The sequence below is a fragment of the Nocardia concava NBRC 100430 genome (assembly GCF_000308815.1).
Taxonomy (GTDB): Bacteria; Actinomycetota; Actinomycetes; order Mycobacteriales; family Mycobacteriaceae; genus Nocardia; species Nocardia concava.
Map to the genome: position 1 here is coordinate 26,279 of NZ_BAFX01000193.1, position 16,307 is coordinate 42,585.

The window sequence follows — 16,307 nt, forward strand, 5'->3', positions numbered from 1 at the left end:
CATGCACGGGAATCCTGGGCACATTCTCAGCGTCGCCGAAATAGATCGTGAAATCGCCGAGCGGGCACGCGAAATCGAGCACATCGCGGCCACCCTGGTCGAATTGGACAAGCATCCCGGGCTGGTGCTGCTGCGCCGGTTCCCGCCGATCGGGGTGACCGAGCAGCGGTGGGCGCCGGCGCGCGCGGCGCTCGAGGCCATGTGGGAGGACTTCGGCCGGTTGGGGACGGTGCTGGACCGGGCCAAGGCGGCACGGGCGCGGCGGAGGCTGGACGCGCTGGATCGCGAGGAGCTGACCCAGCTGTTGCGCGGGCGGCCGGTCGAGGTGGCGCGGCATACCATCCCGATGGCGCAGCGGTCGCTGGGCGGGCCGCGGGAAATGGTCGAGTTGATCGGCATCGCGGAGATGCTGGATCGGATGCGGGCGGCGTTTCCGTCCGTGGTGACGGTGCTCGACGCGGTCGAGGCCGTGAACAACCGGGTCATGTCCGATATCGCGCCGCTGCAGGCGGAGCTGGACCGGGTCGGCGCCTCGATTCCCGAATTGTGTTCGCTCGCCGAGGAAATGGATGTGCTGGCCACCCAGGTCGCCACCGATCCGCTCGCGCTGGGACCGGATGTGCTGGATCGCCGGTTGACCGATCTGGCGCGGCGGATGCGCGAGGCGACGACGGTGCTCACCGAATTGCGTGCCATGTCTTCGGATTGGGACGGGGCGGTCGAGCGGGTGCGAGCGCGGGTCGAGGCGTTGCGCCGGACCTATGAGCGCGCGGACCATGCGCGGGTCGAGGTGGAGCGGACGATTCTGGCCGCGCCGCTGCCCCGGCAGGCCGACGACAGCGCGATGTACGGGGCGGAATTGACCGCGCTGGAAGCCAATCCGCCCGCGCCCACGGCGCTGTGGGAGTTACGGCAGCGCCTGTCCTCGGCGCTGGACGCGGCCAATCGCAACGAGCAACTGGCCCAGGGCCTGCTCGACCGGCGGCGGGAACTCGAGGGCCGCTTCAGTTCCTATCGCGCCAAGGCCGCGCGAGTGGGCGTCGCCGAGGACCAGGATGTGCTGGCCTCCAGCCGGATCGCGGCGGGGCTGCTGTCGCGGCGGCCCTGCGATCTGGCCGCGGTGACGCGGGCCATCACCGACTATCAACAGCTCATCGCGCAGAAAACGGGGAGGCGATCATGAACTGCACCGAACCCGGCTGCACCGGGACCATCGAGGACGGATACTGCACCGTCTGCGGCACCGCCCCGGCCTCGACTAGTCATTCCGGCGTGCCTTTGGCCGGAATCCACCCCGATGCCGTGGATCCCGGCCAAAAACATGCCGGGATGACGGAGGGGAGCTCGCCCGCGGCGGATCGGTGTGCCGAACCCGGTTGCACCGGAACGATTGTCGACGGCTACTGCGATGTGTGCGGCAGCGCGCCCGCTCCGGCATCGGCCATGGCGACCACCGCACGCGACACCGGGCATTCCTCGTCCGCCGTCGGGTCGACGGGGAGCAGCGCCGCGTCGACGGCGAGCAGCGGGACCCACCGCAGCGGCCGGTCGGTGCGGACGGGCCGCTCCGGATCCACCGGCGGCAGTCGCGGACGCCTGGGCGCGGGCATGGTCAAGGTGCCGTCGGTACCGCGCAAGGATCCCGCCGAGGCCGTCCTGACCGACGCCGAGGTGCCGGAGAACCATCGCGATTGCGGCAAGTGCGGACGTCCGGTCGGCCGCAGCCGCAATGGCCAGCCCGGTCGCACCGAGGGCTTCTGCCCGCATTGCGGGACGCGATTCTCCTTCACCCCCAAGCTGTCTCGCACCGATACGGTGGGCGGCCAGTACGAGGTGCTGGGCCCGCTGGCGCACGGCGGGCTGGGCTGGATCTACCTGGCGGTGGATCACAAGGTCGACGATCGGCCGGTGGTGCTCAAGGGCCTGCTCAATACCGGCGACGTGGACGCCATGCGGGCGGCGGTGGCCGAGAAGCGGTTCCTCGCGCAGGTCGATCACCCGAATATCGTGCGGATCTACAACTTCGCCGAGGACACCGGGCCCGACGGCAAGCCGGTCGGCTACATCGTCATGGAGTACGTGGGCGGCAAATCGCTCAAACAGCTGCTGCGCGAACAGCGCACGACCGATCAGCGGTATCTGGCGCCCGCGCGCGCCATCGCCTACATCCTCGAGATGCTGCCCGCGCTGGAGTACCTGCACGATCACGGGCTCGCCTACTGCGATTTCAAGCCCGACAATGTGATGCAGACCGAGGAGCAGCTCAAGCTCATCGATCTGGGCGCGGTCATCCCGCTGCACGATCAGACCGAGACCATCTACGGCACACCGGGATACCAGGCCAAGGAGATCGCGCACACCGGGCCGACCATCGCGTCGGAGGTGTACACGGTGGGCCGGACGCTGGCGGCGCTGATCATGCGGATCCCGCCGGTCAACGGGGAGCTCGGGCCGTTGCCCGGTCCGGATGTCGAACCGCTCATGGCGCGGCACGAGTCGCTGTATCGATTCCTGGTGCGCGCCACCGATGTCGATCCGGAGGCCCGCTTCACGTCGATGACCGAGATGAGCGATCAGCTCACCGGGATTCTGCGTGAGGTGCTGGCCGAGGAGGACGGTCGACCGCGCCCGGGACTGTCGACCCGGTTCGCGCCGCCGCGCGCGGTATTCGGCGTCGGCGACCAGGTGCCCGACGATCCGCGGAAGATCATTGCCGCCCTGCCGGTTCCGCTGGTCGACCCCAGCGACAGCGGTGCGGCCCTGCTCGCCTCCACCAGCGCGGTCACCCCCGAGGATCTCGAACGCGAGATCACCGCGGGTCTGGCCTCGGTGGTCACCGGCCGCGAGGAATCCGTCGAGATACCACTCCGATTGATCCGCGCGGCACTGGAATTCGGCGACGCCGAGGACGCTCTGCGCCGCCTCGACGAGGTGGCCGACACCCTCGAAGGCGACTGGCGTCTCGCCTGGTTCGCGGGCCAGGCCCGGCTTCTGCAACGCGACTATCCAGCCGCCGCAGCCGAATTCGACGCCCTCTACAGCGCTCTCCCCGGCGAGGCGGCCCCGAAGCTCGCACTCGCCGTGACCGCGGAACTCATGGCCGACAACGCGAACGGCACCGATCCCGCACCGGCACGCGAGCGCGCGGCGCGCTACTACGACATGGTCTGGCGCACCGATCGCACCTTCACCAGCGCGGCCTTCGGGGCGGCGCGGGTGCGGCGGGCGGTCGACGATCGGGCGGGTGCGGTCACGGTGCTGGATCAGGTCGATGCCGCGTCGGCCGTGCACACCGAGGCCGGGGTGACCGCCGTCGAGACTCTGCTGGACGTGCCGGAGGCCGAGCAACTCACCGAACAATTGGTTCGCGATGCGGGCAAGCGCATCGCTAATCTCACGCTCGACTCGAAATACCGTGCCGCCCAGGCGCGGATGCGGGTCTTGGACGCGGCGCTGCGCTGGCTGCGCCTGGGCAGGGTGCCCACCGACCACTCCCCGCTGCTGGGGGTGGCGCTCGATCAACAAGGGGTACGCACCGGTTTGGAACGCTGTTATCGCGACCTGGCGCACGAGACCGAGGACATGTGGGAACGCATCGCCCTGGTGGAGCAGGCCAATGCCGTGCGCCCGAGGACCGTCCTGTGACGGCCCGCTGCCCCAGCTGCGGCACCTTCGCCGCCGACACCGACCGCTTCTGCGAGGCCTGCGGCCGCAAGCTCGGCGTCCGGCTGATCGCGCTGCCGCCCAAGGAATTCCGGCCCGGCTCCGGCTCGACCGTGCCGGTCGCCGACGCCGCCCGCAACGCGCGCATGGATCCGGTGACGGGGACCACCGCCACCTTCGAATCCGGTCCCGCGGCCGACTGCACCGGGTGCGGCGGCAGCGAATTCGATCCCGACGGGTACTGCTCGTCCTGCGGTGAACTCGGGCCGGAGCGCGATCGCTTCGAGGCCGATCTGGGCACCACGTGCCTGGTCACCGATCGCGGACTGCTGCACGCCCGCAACGAGGACGCCGTCGCCGCGGCCGTGGTCGAGGGCGCGAATCCCGAACGGCCGGCCGCGGCGGTCATCACCGTCTGCGACGGGGTCTCCACCTCCGAGGATCCGCAAGCCGCCTCGGGCGCGGCGGTCCGGGCGGGCCTGGACGCCTGCCTGACCGCGCTGTCGCAGGACCTGCCCGCCGAGGACTGCGCCATGGCCGGGCTCACCGCCGCGGCGGCCGCGGTCAAGGCGGTCGGGACGCCGGACGGCAAATCGCCGTCGTGCACCTATGTTTCGGCCATCGTGCAGTTCGGCGCCGACGGCGGTGCGGTCGTCACCGTCGCGAATGTCGGTGACAGCCGGGCCTATTGGCTCTCCGGCGACCCGCAGCGGCTCACCGTCGACGACACCCTGGCCCAGGCCATGGTCGACAACGGCCTGCTGGACGCCGCCACCGCCATGGACGGCCCGCACGCGCACGTGCTCACCCGCTGGCTGGGCGCCGACAGCGAACACCAGTGGTCCGCCAATTGCGTTCGGACCCTGCGCACCACCGAGCCCGGCGTGCTGCTGCTGTGCAGCGACGGACTGTGGAACTACCTGCCCGAGGCGGCGGCCCTGTCCCGCTTCACCGGCACGCTGCCCGCCCTGCCGGCGGCGCGCGCCCTGGTGGAGCACGCACTGGGGGCGGGCGGGAAGGACAACATCACCGTCGCCCTCGTACCTGTACCGTCACGAGCATCAACAGGAGACACCCCGTGACTTCCGCTGAGAACAAAGGCCTTTCGGTCGCCGTCGACCAGAACGAATTCCTCGCCGAGGGGGCGCGCACGGTCGACGCCATCGTCACCGTGGAGGCCACCGACGCACTGGTGGTCGCCGCCACGCCGCAGGATCGGGTGGAGATCCTGATCATCGATACTTCCGGATCCATGGGCGGCTCCGACAAATTCGCGCACGCGCGCCGGGCCACCCTCGCCGCGCTCGACGTCATGCCCGACGGCACCCGCTTCGCCATCGTCGAGGGCACCGACAAGGCGCAGGTCGTATATCCGCGCCAGGGCGCATCGGCCATCGCCAGCCGCCAAGAGCGCGCCAATGCGCGCCACGCCCTCGACAAGCTGTCCCCGCACGGCGGTACGGCCATGGGCACCTGGCTGGGGCTGTCGCGGCTGATCGCGCAACAGCATCCGGGGGCGATGGTGCACGCCATCCTGCTCACCGACGGCAAGAACGAGCACGAGAAGCCCGAACAGCTGGCGCGGGAGATCCGGGCCTCGGAGGGCGTGTTCACCTGCGACTGCCGCGGCGTCGGATTCGACTGGGAGGAAAAGGAACTGCGGGCCATCGGGTCGGCGCTGCACGGCACCGTCGATATCGCGCCGTCCCCTGACCTGCTGGCCCAGGACTTCGCGTCGATGATGGAAACCTCGATGGCCAAGGCGATTCCGGACCTCACGCTGCGCTTGTGGACGCCGGTGGGTACCCGGATCGTGTTCGTCAAGCAGGTCGCGCCGTTCATCGAGGATCTCACCGGGCGGCGCACCGAGCTCGGGCCGCAGGTGGGCGAATACCCGCTGGGCTCCTGGGGTGCGGAGGATCGCGACTATCACGTGCAGCTGGAACTGGAACCGGCCGCGCCGGACCGGGAGAAGCTGGCCGCGCGGGTGAGCGTGCTCGCCGACGGGGAGATCCTCGGGCAGGGTCTGGTCAAAGCCATCTGGACCACCGATACCGACAAGTCGGCTCGTATCAGTCGCCGGGTCGCCCACTACACCGGTCAGGCCGAGCTGGCCGAGGCCGTGCAGGAGGGGCTGACCGCCCGCAAGCAGGGCGACGAGGCCACGGCCACCGCGAAACTCCAGCGGGCCTACCACCTGGCCACCTCGTCGGGCAATGAGAACACCGCCAAGCTGCTGCTCAGCGTGGTCGACGTGGTGGATCCGCGCACCGGCACCGTCCGGCTGCGGCCCGGCGCCGACGAGGACGCGATGGTGCTCAGCGTGCGCTCGACCAAGACGGCTCGCGTCCGCAAGGAGCCGTGATGGCGTTCTGTACCGAGGGGCACGAGTCGACCGCGACGGATTACTGCGATATCTGCGGGGCGCCGATCGGCGTCCAGCTGGGCGCGGTGCTGCCGCCGACCACGCTGTGCCCGGAGTGCGGCGCGCCCTCGGAGGGGCGGTTCTGCGAGAACTGCGGGCACGATTCGGAAATGCCCGCGCCGCCGGTGCTTCCGGTCGTGGAGCGGGGCGAGCCGGAACCGACGATGGTGAACACCGCCGAGACGGTGTGGGTCGCGACCGTGTCCGCGGATCCGGCCCACTACGCGCGCATGCGGGCGCAGAAGGGACCCGATCTGGAGCGGGTCGACTTCCCCGACTACTACCCGGATCGGCGAATCGCCTTGGCGGGGCCCAATATTCTGATCGGCAAGCGGAGTGTGTCGCAGGGGGTGCATCCGGATATCGATCTGTCGATCGCTCCGGCCGATATCGCGGTGTCGCGTTCACACGCGATCCTGCACATCGACGGGGAGGGTGTGACGGTCACCGATCTGGGGTCCACCAACGGCACCTGTCTCAATGACAGCCCGGATCCGATCCCACCGAAGACGCCGGTGCCGTTGCGGAATGGGGATCGCATTCACGTCGGCGGGTGGACCACGATCACGGTGAATCTCGAAGCGCAGTAATTCGAGCAAATCGGCGATCTTGGTCCCTCGTCCAAGTTAGGCTCCCGGCTCTATGAGCCTGACCCGGAGAGACTTCGCCCGCACCACCCTGGCCGCCGCCGTCGGCGCCGCCACCACCGCGCTGACCGGCACCGCGGCGCAGGCGGTTCCGCATCTGCGGACCGTCGGCGCGCCGCCGCAGGCGTGGATGTCGGCGCTGTCGGATGCGACCTCGCTGTTGCGGCTGACCATTCCGGGGACGCATGACTCCTGTGCGGTCGATCCGGCCAATGGCACCGAATGGGCGCACACCCAGAATTGGTCGCTGCCCGATCAATTCGCGCACGGGATCCGGTTTCTGGATATCCGCTGCAACGGGCTGCAGGATCACACCTCCGATTCGTTCGGGGTGTATCACTCCGGGTTCTATCAGGGCATAACCTTCGATGCCGTGCTGGATCAGTGCCGGACGTTCCTGTCCCGCAATCCCGGTGAGGTGATCATCATGCGGGTCAAGAAGGAGGACGGGACCAACAACGATGTCGGTGCGGACTTCGAGCGAATCTTCAAGGGCTACTTGGATACCAAGGGCTACCGCTCGCTGTTCTGGATGGAGAACCGCATTCCCGCCCTCGGCGAGGTGCGTGGCCGCATCATCCTGATCGCGCAATTCAGCAACTCACTGGGCTGCCTGCAATGGCCCGGCGGCGACAACGGCGTCTTCACCACCGACCGCTTCTATCTCCAGGACCGGTACAAGGATCGCGGGCTGGCCGGATTGGATTCCGGCTCTTCAGATCTCGGTTCATCCAAATCCGGTTCCGGCACCGGCTCCTCGGGTGGCGACAAGTTCACCTACGTCAGCGCCTGCTTCGACAAGGCGGCCAACGACCCGTCAAACACCCTGCAGTACATCAACTTCACCAGCTTCGCCGACAACGCCTGGCCCAAGGACAACGCCGCCGCCATCATGCCCAAGGTCGAGGCCTACCTCACCGCCCACCGCACCCAGCCCGCCCACTTCGGCATCATCCCCATGGACTTCCCGGACCAGTTCCCGGAGGTGCTGAACCTGCTGCTGGAGCGCAACATCTAATCCGGCTATTTTAGAACACGTTCTACACGGGTGGCGTTCCCTGACCGCCCGGGCCATGGATTGGAGAAGGTATGGCGGGCAATGATGCCGGGCGCTTCGAGGGCCGCGTCGCGGTCGTGACCGGAGCGTCCTCCGGCCTGGGCGAGGCGGTGGCGCGGCAGCTCCGCGACGGCGGCGCGAAGGTCCTCGGCGTCGGCCGCGACAAGGACCGCCTCGCGTCCGCCTTCGACGGCGACGAATCCTCCTGGCTGGCAGCCGATCTCACCGACCCCGACACCGCTGCGGAGATCGTCCGGGCCTGCGTGGACCGTTTCGGCAGTCTCGACATCCTCGTGAACGCCGCAGGCGCCCACACCATGCGCCACACCGCCGACGTCACCAACGCCGACTGGCACCACGACCTCGCCATCAACCTCAACGCCCCCTTCTACCTCTCCCGGGCAGCCCTCCCCCACCTCCTCGCCACCTCCGGCTGCATAGTCAACGTCTCCTCCATCGCGGGCCTCGAAGGCCAGGCCTACTCAGCCGCCTACTGCGCCGCCAAACACGGCCTCATCGGCCTGACCCGAGCCATGGCCCTCGAATTCGACTCCAAGGGCATCCGCATCAACTGCGTCTGCCCCGGCGGCATGACCACCCCCATGGTCACCAACTTCACCTTCCCCGAAGACCCCGACTACACCCTCATCATGAAAATCGCCGCCGCCCGAGGCCTCATGGACCCCACCCAGGTCGCCAACGTCATCACCTTCCTCTGCTCCCCCGAAGCCTCCGCCGTCCACGGCGCCATCTACACCGTCGACAACGGCAAGATGTCCCTCTAGACCGCAGGCTTATTGGCCAGCCACCGAGAGGTACTGGGCCAGAACGTCAGCACCAACTGGGCGACATTGAACGCGGCGCCGATGATCCCGAAGATGGTGAAATCCCAGTTCACCGAGACATTGTCGCCGCCATAGTCACGAACGAAATGGTTGTACATCGCGATCGTCAGCCCGATCGAACTGACAAGCGTCCCGATCCCACCGATCCCCAACAGCACCTGAGAGATCCGCTTCCGCATCAACATCAGAATCCCGCCGATCAGCAGCAGCACCCCGAACCCCACAGCCACCAGCAAGAACAACTTCACCCTGCCCCAAAACCCGCTCGGGTCGAGGTCTGGATCGGTCTCCAGCAAAGGCAAAGCGAGAGAACCGAGTACAGCCCGAGCCCCACCCAGCAAACTCAAAACGCCGGCAATTATCGCGGTTACGGACTTCGGCGAGGGTGCAACGGGCGGCGGACCGTACGGATATGCACCGTAGGCATACTGCGGGGACGGCTGCCCGGCCCCCTGATACGGCTGCTGCGGAAAATGCGGACCGGACATGACTGCGACTCCCCCAGATATAAACGATCTGCCCCGCAGCAGCCTAGTTCCACCCTGCCCAGAATGCACTGGCATACACAAACATCGAGAAGACTTGTCCACCACCGCATTCTCGATGAATGGCTCGAAACCCCTACTGGCGGAGCGCGCCAGCGAGGGACTCTGGCGGCTCACGTGTGTTCGCGTTGGGTCAGGCGGCGGATGGCGGCGGCTCGGATGCGGCGGGTTCGGCCGTGGGTGGCAAGGAGGGTGAGGGCTGCGGGGGTGGAGGCTAAGTCGGTGGCCTTGTACTGAAACCAGTTCGAGGCGGCTAGGACTGATTCGGTGGTCCAGGCGGTGTTGAGGACGATGGAGCGGAGTAGGGTCCATTCGTTCAGGCGGCGGGTGAGGAAGTCTCGGTTCGCGATGGTTGCGGACATGCGGAATGCCCAGTCGGGGAAGGTCGCTTCGGTGAGGAGTTGGGCGGCTCGGTGGTCCAGGTGGCCAACGAGTGCGGCGTCGGCCATGACGTCGTCCGGGTCGCTCAGAATCGCGCGGATGACAGCGATCTCCGCCTCCGGGGCGACCTGCGCCAGTTCTTGTTGATACCGAGCGAATCGTCGGTGCTCGTCCGGTTCGGGATCGGACGGCGAGTCGGCGGGGGTGTTCATGGGTCGGGTCAGCGGAGGGATATTCCAGCATCGATGCGATCGAGTAGGGCTGAGGCGGAAGCCGTTTCGATGGCACGGAGGCGACGGAAAAGTGGAAGGGCTTCGGTCAGGGCCGCGCGCGCACGGTCATGGTCGCCGAGAGAGACCAGACATCGTGCACTGCCGTCGAGGGCTCGGGCGAGTTCGAGAGGCGAACCGATGCGCCTGGCCAGCTCGACGGCCTGATCGTAGCTCGACAGTGCGCACTCGTTGTCACCGAGGGTTTCTGCGTGGGCACCGATCCGAATGAGCGTCTCGGCTTCTCCCGTGCGGTGTTGTATTGCACGGCAAGCCCGCAATGCCTGGTCCAGCAACTCCGTTGCACCTTGGTGATCGCCTTCGCAGTGCCTGACCCAGCCCAAATATGCATCGGCTTCGGCGTTTCCGGTCTGGTTGCCGATGGCTTCGTAGATCTGCCGTGCTTGCCCGATCAGTTCCGCGGCGCTGCCGCAATCACCGAGATGACAGTGCGCCAAACCCAGATTGTTCAAAGCGGAGGCGACTCCGGATCGATTGCCGAGCTGTTCGTAGAGTTCCTTCGCTTCCTCGAGCAGTTGCGTGGCGTCGAGATACTCGCCGGCCACCATCAGAAACGAGCTTTGGTGACTGATCAGGAAGGCCTGTCCCGAGCGGTTGCCGATGCCACGGTACAGCTCGATGGCTCGCTCGATATGTCCGCACAGAGCGACGTATTCACCGGTCAGGTGCCAATTCCACAATCGGATGATGATCGCGAACGCCTCATCGGATCGACGCCCCAATCGGTGGTATATCGCCTCGGCTGCAAGGACTTGCTCGATCGAGTCCGCATGCCGTCGCTCCAGACACCATATCCAGCCGAGATTCATCCGCGCCGCGGCCTCACCCGACTCATGGTGGTGCGCGATATGGATGTCCAACGCTTGTCTCACATACTCACCGGCCGCTCGATAATCGCCGGTCAGGTGGTACGTCCACCCCAACGCGTTGAGCGCGAAACCCTCCCCGGTACTGTCGCCGATCGCCCGAATGACATCGAGCGCCTGTGACAATGCGGCGATAGCGCCCGGGTACTGCCCTGCCAGAAATCGTGTCCTACCCAGACATTGCAGCACCAATGCCTTCACCATGGGCTCGAGCTCCGGATGGTCGGCAATCTGCCGCTCCAACAGCTCGGCCGCGAGTAGATAACCGTCGGCCAAATATCCCACGGGTGCAAGATCTTTGAGCGCGAGCGTCTGAGCGTCCGTGTCGTTCATGGTGTGCCGGGCAACACTCGCGCGCTGGCTGTAGGCGATGCCGACCTGCCACGGGCCGTGCAGTCGCAATTCCTCCGTGAGTGCGCCGACCAGTTCGAGAACTCGAGCCAGCAGATTCTTCGATGCCGCATAGGCGAGGCAGGCCAACAGATTTCGCCGCTCCGATCGCATCCATGCCAGCGCGGCCACATCTGTCGAGGGCACCTCCGGATAGCCGCCGCTGTCCTGACTCTCGTTCGGTGCGGATTGCCCGGGCCGGGCAGCCCGCCGCGACGCTCCGACGTAGTAATCGAACAGACGCTCGCGGGCGGCATCGCTGTTCTCCGTCGGATCCTCTTCGGCCAGCGCGCGGGCGAATTCTCGTACCAGATCATGGAATCGGTAGCGACCCGGCGCGATCTCCTCGAGAAGGTGGTCGATGTACAGGGCATCGAGATGCTGTCGTGCCTCCGCGACCGGCACCGCGGCGAGGGCGGCAGCGGCATAGACGTCCAGATCCGGGCCGGGGTGAAGAGCCAATCGCCGAAACATCAGCTGCCGGGGCGGCGTCAATGCCTCGTATGAGGTCGCGAACGCGGCGCGCACCGCACGCTGTCCGACCTCGAGTTCGGCGAGCCGGTTGTGCGCATTGGACAAGGCGGCAACCAGGTCATTGGTCGTCCAGGTGGGGTGGTGAGCGAAACGACCGGCTAGCACGACGATCGCGAGCGGGAGATATCCACACAGTCGCACTATCTCGGCAGCGCCCTCGGCCTCACCGGGTGCCGGATCCCGGTGCGCCACTTTCCAGAACATCTCGATCGCGGAATCGGGTGCGAGACTGTCCAGCGGCATCGGGATAGCACCGTCGAGTCCGATCAGCCTGCGGCGACTGGTGACCAAAACCAGGCTGTCTTGTCCTGGCGGAAGGAGCGGTGCGACCTGCGCGTGCTCGCCGACGTCGTCGAAAACGAGCAATACGCGTCGGCCGGACAGGCGATCACGCCAGAGGTCTCTACGCCGCTCGAGGGTGTCCGGGATGTGGCGAGGGTCGACGCCGAGATCGCTGAGCAGTCTTTCCAGTACGTGGAACGGATCGGCCGGGGTGAGTCCCGGGACATGAGAATTGAATTCGACGAAATAGCGGCCATCCGGAAACCTGTCGGCGACCAGATGCGCGGCGTGGATCACGAGCGCCGTCTTGCCGACTCCCGGCATACCGTCGATCGCATGGATGGCCACGATCTGGCCGGGTTCCGCGGTCCTCGCAATACGCCGAAGCTGCTCGTCGCGGCCTACCAAGCCCGGCACGCCCCGAGGCAGCGTTCTGGTCGCCGCCAGTTGTGAAATCGACTCTTGCGCAACGGGCGGCCGTCGGATCGGGACGCTGGCCTCCCCGGCAGCCGCCTTCCAGCAGCGTTCCCAGGCCCGATGATCGACCAACTCAGCGGGGACGGTGACCGACCTTGTCTTGACCAGCCCGAAGAGAGTCACCAATACCGGTAGCACCGACTCGAATTGGCTGGGCAATGTACGCCCTGCCCGCCAATCGCTGATCCGCTGAACGGAAACGACCTTGTCCTGTCCCGCGCGCCGTGTGACCCGCAGCCGCTCCGCGGTGGTTCTCGACACCTGATCGAGAGTCGGCCTTCCCGCAGCCTCGAACAATTCGACCAGACGCTGAGCGAAAGCTTGCCGCGCCGAGCCACTTTCACCAGGGCTCACCGCATCGGACCCCACCATGCACGACAGCATAGAACGGTTCCACACCCGAGCATCGCCCTGTGGTCAGCGGAGCAGATTTACCAGTTGACGGTAGGCGGCTCGGGTGGGTGGGGCGAGGCGGCGCCAGCTGATTGGGCCGCCGGAGCCCAGGTGGGCGTCGTAGGGGATTTCGGCTACTGCGCGGACTACGTCGCCTAGGTATTTGCGGACGTGTTCGGTGACCAGGGGGCCGTCTTTGGGGTGTTGGCGGGTTACGACTATTACCGCTTCGGCTAGGTGGTATTGGCTGTAGTTGTCGTCTAGCCAGATGAGGGCTGGTTTGAGGCGGTTTACGGCGTCGGGGCGGGCGGCGAGGGTGATTACCAAGGAGATTCGGGAGTCGCAGAGCAGGGGGGCGACCATGCGGTTGGTTACGGGGGCGCCGCCGTCGTAGACGGGGAGGCAGCCTGCTTCTACGAGGTCTCGGTGGACGGAGGAGTAGGTTTCGCGGCGGGGCAACGCTTCTGGACCGCGAGGGAGAACGCCTACGCCGGAGCTGTTTTCGCCGCAGCTGTCGATCACTGTCGACGGGAGGCTGCGGTGGGTCATGTTGAGCCAGGATTGGACGGTGCCGGCGGCGTCGATGGTGTCGCAGCCGCGGGCGGACAGGTCGCCGCCGGTGGTGGTGGCGTCCACCACGATCGGGGAGTGTTCGCCGTAGTCGTAGGCGGCCGCGCCGGCGATACCGAGGGCGGTGGTGGTCGCGCCGGAGCCGCCGGAGCTGCCCAGGACCAGGACGGGCGGGAGGTCGGCCCACAGCAGGAAGCCGTTGCGCGGGTGCATCTTCACCACATCGGTCGGGGCCCCGGGCGGGGACGGGCGCAACAGCAGGGAAAGGTCCGTGGGCGTGGCGGAGAGAGCGGCGGGATGATCCGGGAAATTTTCGGACATTACGAGATTCCTTTTGTGCGGCGCAGCCGGGCCAAGGCATCTCGCCGTCAACACCCTCACCGTGTCGACGAACAGCCCCCTGCGCTTCGACAACTTCGCTGAAGTCCTGTGTGCCGTCCCCCCGGATACCCCCTACCACCCAAAACCGTCGATCAAGAGAGCAGAAAAGGTTGCTGTGCAGCCCCTTTCAATGCCGCAAGATATTACCTGATCTTGTCATGTCAGCAACGGAATCGCTCCCTGGCGCGAACTCCGGCACAGAATGTCAGCGCACCGCCCGCATGGGCAGTACCGCGGCCGCCCCGAGCACCGAAAGCAGCCCGCCGACAACGAATAACGGCGGGTATCCGCCGAGGCTCACCACCGCCGACGCGACGAACGGTCCGATGATTTGCGGTCCGGCATTGGCGATATTGAGGACACCCATATCGCGGGCGGCATCGGCGGCCTGGGGCAGCACCATGGTGACCAGCGCGGTGTCCACGGCCATGAAACACCCGAAGGCCAGGCCGTTCACCGCGGCGAAGGCCAGCATGCCGGGCCAGGTCGGAGTGAGCAGTGGAATCAGCTGGGCGACGGCCGCGAGCCCGGCGGACAGTCCGACGAACAGCTTGCGGCGGTCGAGGCGGTCGGAGAGCACACCGCCGGCGACGGTCGAAACCGCCATGGCCACAGCGGAAATGGGTGTCAGGACCGCGACCGCCTTCGACGGTTCCAGGCCGGACGGCAGCGCGATGTGATCCTGCAAGATATATAGCTGATACCCCGTGACGGCGAAGTAGCCGAGCACCAGCAGCGCCCGGCCGATGAACGCCCAGCGGAAGTCGTGCTCGCGCAGCACATTCAGGAACGTCGCGACCTGCGCACGCAACGGGGTCGGTTCGCGCGCGGGCATGCGCTGCTCCCGCGCACCGGAGGTGAACAGCACCGCCGCTGCCGCGACCAGCGCTCCGAGCACCAGATACCCGGTCCGATAGTGATGCGAGAACACCGAGGCGACCAACACACCGATGGTCGACCCCACCGGCATACCCAGCCCCACCGCAGCCGAGGCGACCCCACGTCGCGCCAGCGGAATCCGGTCGGGCACAACGGAGGTCAGCGCGGCCTGATAGATGTTCATGACCGCCTGCCCCAGGCACCAGCCGATCGCCACCAGCAGCACCATGTTCACGCTGCCGAGCACGGCCATGGCGGCGACCGCGGCCAGACCGCCGCCCAGAATCCACGGATTGCGCCGCCCCGAGCGATCGGACAGCGCACCGGCCACCGGGTTGAACACGGTCGCGAAGATCGCCGCGATCCCGCCCACCAGACCGAGATTGGCGACCTTGGACGCCGCGTCGATGTGCTCGATCTGCAAGGGCAGCAACACACTACCGACGCCGATGTAGAGCGCGTACATGGCGGCGTTCCCGGCGAACAGCAGGGGCAGCAGGCCGCGCGTGGGAGATGCCTCGGGAGAGGAGAGCTGGCCGACGGCGTCGGCCTCGGAATGAGCCACGGAGAGTCCAGAGCGTGCGGACATCAACGGATTCCGGCCGTTTCCGGCCGGAATCCGTTGTTGTCGAGGTGAATCAGCCGATGTCGGCCGTGAGGGGCAGCGCGGTCACCGAGGTGCCGACGTGCAGGGTGAAGGCTCCGGGCTCGACGGCCCAGCCCTGATCGGTCCAGTGCTCGAACGAGCGCCTGGGCAATTCGATGGTGGCGGTGACGGATTCACCCGCGCCGGCCTCGACCACCGCGAAGCCGGACAGCCAGCGCACCGGGCGATCCACCGCGCTGTTCTCCCGCGAGAGATACGCCTGCACGACCTGGCGGCCGGGTCGGTCGCCGGTATTGCGGACGGTGACGGTGGCGGTGCGGCCCGTGACCTTCAGATCCGCCAGCTCCCAGGTGGTGTAGCCCAAGCCATGCCCGAACGGATACGCCGGGTCCACACCGGATTTCAGCCAAGCCCGGTAGCCGATGTGAATGCCCTCGCTGTACGGCAGGGCATTGTCGGGCGCGGGCTTGGTGTCCAGCACCGGAACATCGGCCATGGTCTTGGGCCAGGTGGTGGGCAGGCGGCCGCCGGGTTCGGTAGCGCCGGTGAGCACATCGGCCAGCGCCGAGCCGAACTCCTGGCCCGGGAACCAGGTGAGCAAGACCGCCGCGACATCGTCGCGCCACGGCATCTCCACGGGCGAACCGGAATTCACCACGACGATGGTGCGCGGATTCACCGCGGCGACGGCGGCGACCAGCTCGTCCTGGCGGCCGGGCAGCGCCAGCGAGGTCCGGTCGAAGCCCTCGGATTCGATCTGCTCGGTGGTGCCGACCACCACGATCGCCACCTCGGAGGTCCGCGCCAATTCGACCGCGGCGGCGAACTCCTCGTCGGCGGAGCGGCGCGGGCGGTCGACCGCGAGGGTGATGCCCATGGCTGGGAAGCCACCGCCAGGCACCATCCGTACCAGCACATCGACCTCCTGCCCCTCGGCAAGGGTGCGGGTGACGAAGCGCTGCGGCGGATTCAGCAGCATCTCGACCGGGTCGGTGCCCTCGGGCAGCACGGTCTCCTCGAGCACCTGCTCGCCATCGATGCTCAGGGTCAGCGTGCCGACACCGGCGAAACCGAT

The 16,307-nt window shown here is 67.3% G+C and carries 14 protein-coding genes; 7 read left to right on the forward strand and 7 right to left on the reverse strand.

What is annotated here, in order from left to right; all coding sequences use genetic code 11:
• Nucleotide 1 precedes the first annotated feature (1 nt).
• Nucleotides 2-1,183, forward strand: a complete 1,182-nt coding sequence (locus tag ON43_RS37730) for a hypothetical protein (protein ID WP_040815480.1) — start codon at nt 2-4, stop codon at nt 1,181-1,183.
• A gap of 217 nt (nt 1,184-1,400) precedes the next feature.
• On the opposite strand, the gene ON43_RS47360 is transcribed toward ON43_RS37730, so the two are convergent.
• Nucleotides 1,401-1,616: a hypothetical protein gene (locus ON43_RS47360; RefSeq protein WP_444543750.1), complete on the reverse strand. Its 216-nt coding sequence runs from the start codon at nt 1,614-1,616 to the stop codon at nt 1,401-1,403.
• Here ON43_RS47360 and ON43_RS37740 point away from each other — a divergent pair.
• The 6 genes from ON43_RS37740 to ON43_RS37765 all read left to right on the forward strand — a co-directional run bounded on the left by ON43_RS37740 (nt 1,609) and on the right by ON43_RS37765 (nt 8,577).
• Complete coding sequence (locus ON43_RS37740; protein WP_051179842.1) at nt 1,609-3,645, forward strand: serine/threonine-protein kinase; 2,037 nt, start codon at nt 1,609-1,611, stop codon at nt 3,643-3,645. The genes ON43_RS47360 and ON43_RS37740 overlap by 8 nt on opposite strands.
• Nucleotides 3,642-4,745 carry a protein phosphatase 2C domain-containing protein gene (locus ON43_RS37745; RefSeq protein WP_040815482.1) on the forward strand — a complete coding sequence of 368 codons (1,104 nt, stop codon included), beginning with the start codon at nt 3,642-3,644 and terminating at the stop codon, nt 4,743-4,745. Before ON43_RS37740 ends, ON43_RS37745 begins: the two co-directional genes overlap by 4 nt.
• Nucleotides 4,742-6,028: a VWA domain-containing protein gene (locus ON43_RS37750; protein WP_040815483.1), complete on the forward strand. Its 1,287-nt coding sequence runs from the start codon at nt 4,742-4,744 to the stop codon at nt 6,026-6,028. The genes ON43_RS37745 and ON43_RS37750 overlap by 4 nt, the downstream gene beginning before the upstream one ends.
• Nucleotides 6,028-6,678, forward strand: a complete 651-nt coding sequence (locus ON43_RS37755; RefSeq protein WP_040815484.1) for a double zinc ribbon and FHA domain-containing protein — start codon at nt 6,028-6,030, stop codon at nt 6,676-6,678. Before ON43_RS37750 ends, ON43_RS37755 begins: the two co-directional genes overlap by 1 nt.
• Nucleotides 6,679-6,730: 52 nt before the next feature.
• On the forward strand, nt 6,731-7,753 hold the full coding sequence (locus tag ON43_RS37760) for a phosphatidylinositol-specific phospholipase C (RefSeq protein ID WP_040815485.1): 1,023 nt from the start codon (nt 6,731-6,733) through the stop codon (nt 7,751-7,753).
• 71 nt (nt 7,754-7,824) lie between these two features.
• The gene (locus ON43_RS37765; protein WP_040815486.1) at nt 7,825-8,577 is read left to right on the forward strand and encodes an SDR family NAD(P)-dependent oxidoreductase; all 753 of its coding nucleotides are present in this window, start codon (nt 7,825-7,827) and stop codon (nt 8,575-8,577) included.
• On the opposite strand, the gene ON43_RS45270 is transcribed toward ON43_RS37765, so the two are convergent.
• The 6 genes from ON43_RS45270 to ON43_RS37795 all read right to left on the reverse strand — a co-directional run.
• Nucleotides 8,574-9,125, reverse strand: coding sequence for a hypothetical protein (locus ON43_RS45270; RefSeq protein ID WP_157514349.1), 552 nt, complete (start codon nt 9,123-9,125; stop codon nt 8,574-8,576). The two genes, ON43_RS37765 and ON43_RS45270, sit on opposite strands and share 4 nt — an antisense overlap.
• Nucleotides 9,126-9,295: 170 nt before the next feature.
• Nucleotides 9,296-9,775, reverse strand: a complete 480-nt coding sequence (locus tag ON43_RS37775) for a hypothetical protein (protein WP_040815488.1) — start codon at nt 9,773-9,775, stop codon at nt 9,296-9,298.
• 8 nt (nt 9,776-9,783) lie between these two features.
• Complete coding sequence (locus tag ON43_RS43130; RefSeq protein ID WP_167333495.1) at nt 9,784-12,774, reverse strand: tetratricopeptide repeat protein; 2,991 nt, start codon at nt 12,772-12,774, stop codon at nt 9,784-9,786.
• Between the two features lie 45 nt (nt 12,775-12,819).
• Nucleotides 12,820-13,686 (reverse strand): MinD/ParA family ATP-binding protein, encoded by an 867-nt coding sequence (locus tag ON43_RS37785; protein WP_051179846.1) that lies wholly within the window; start codon nt 13,684-13,686, stop codon nt 12,820-12,822.
• A 265-nt stretch (nt 13,687-13,951) separates the two neighbouring features.
• A complete protein-coding gene (locus tag ON43_RS37790; RefSeq protein WP_218003486.1) occupies nt 13,952-15,190 on the reverse strand; it encodes an MFS transporter in 1,239 nt (412 codons plus the stop codon).
• Nucleotides 15,191-15,263: 73 nt separating this feature from the next.
• Nucleotides 15,264-16,307: glycoside hydrolase family 3 C-terminal domain-containing protein (locus ON43_RS37795; RefSeq protein ID WP_040815490.1), on the reverse strand; the 1,044-nt coding region annotated here is incomplete at its 5' end.

Coding starts and splice junctions, on each gene's coding strand:
- ON43_RS37730 (WP_040815480.1), top strand. CDS start 2: ATGCACGGGAATCCTGGGCACATTCTCAGCGTCGCCGAAATAGATCGT.
- ON43_RS37740 (WP_051179842.1), top strand. CDS start 1,609: ATGGTCAAGGTGCCGTCGGTACCGCGCAAGGATCCCGCCGAGGCCGTC.
- ON43_RS37755 (WP_040815484.1), top strand. CDS start 6,028: ATGGCGTTCTGTACCGAGGGGCACGAGTCGACCGCGACGGATTACTGC.
- ON43_RS37760 (WP_040815485.1), top strand. CDS start 6,731: ATGAGCCTGACCCGGAGAGACTTCGCCCGCACCACCCTGGCCGCCGCC.
- ON43_RS37765 (WP_040815486.1), top strand. CDS start 7,825: ATGGCGGGCAATGATGCCGGGCGCTTCGAGGGCCGCGTCGCGGTCGTG.
- ON43_RS45270 (WP_157514349.1), bottom strand. CDS start 9,125: ATGTCCGGTCCGCATTTTCCGCAGCAGCCGTATCAGGGGGCCGGGCAG.
- ON43_RS37775 (WP_040815488.1), bottom strand. CDS start 9,775: ATGAACACCCCCGCCGACTCGCCGTCCGATCCCGAACCGGACGAGCAC.
- ON43_RS43130 (WP_167333495.1), bottom strand. CDS start 12,774: ATGGTGGGGTCCGATGCGGTGAGCCCTGGTGAAAGTGGCTCGGCGCGG.
- ON43_RS37785 (WP_051179846.1), bottom strand. CDS start 13,686: ATGTCCGAAAATTTCCCGGATCATCCCGCCGCTCTCTCCGCCACGCCC.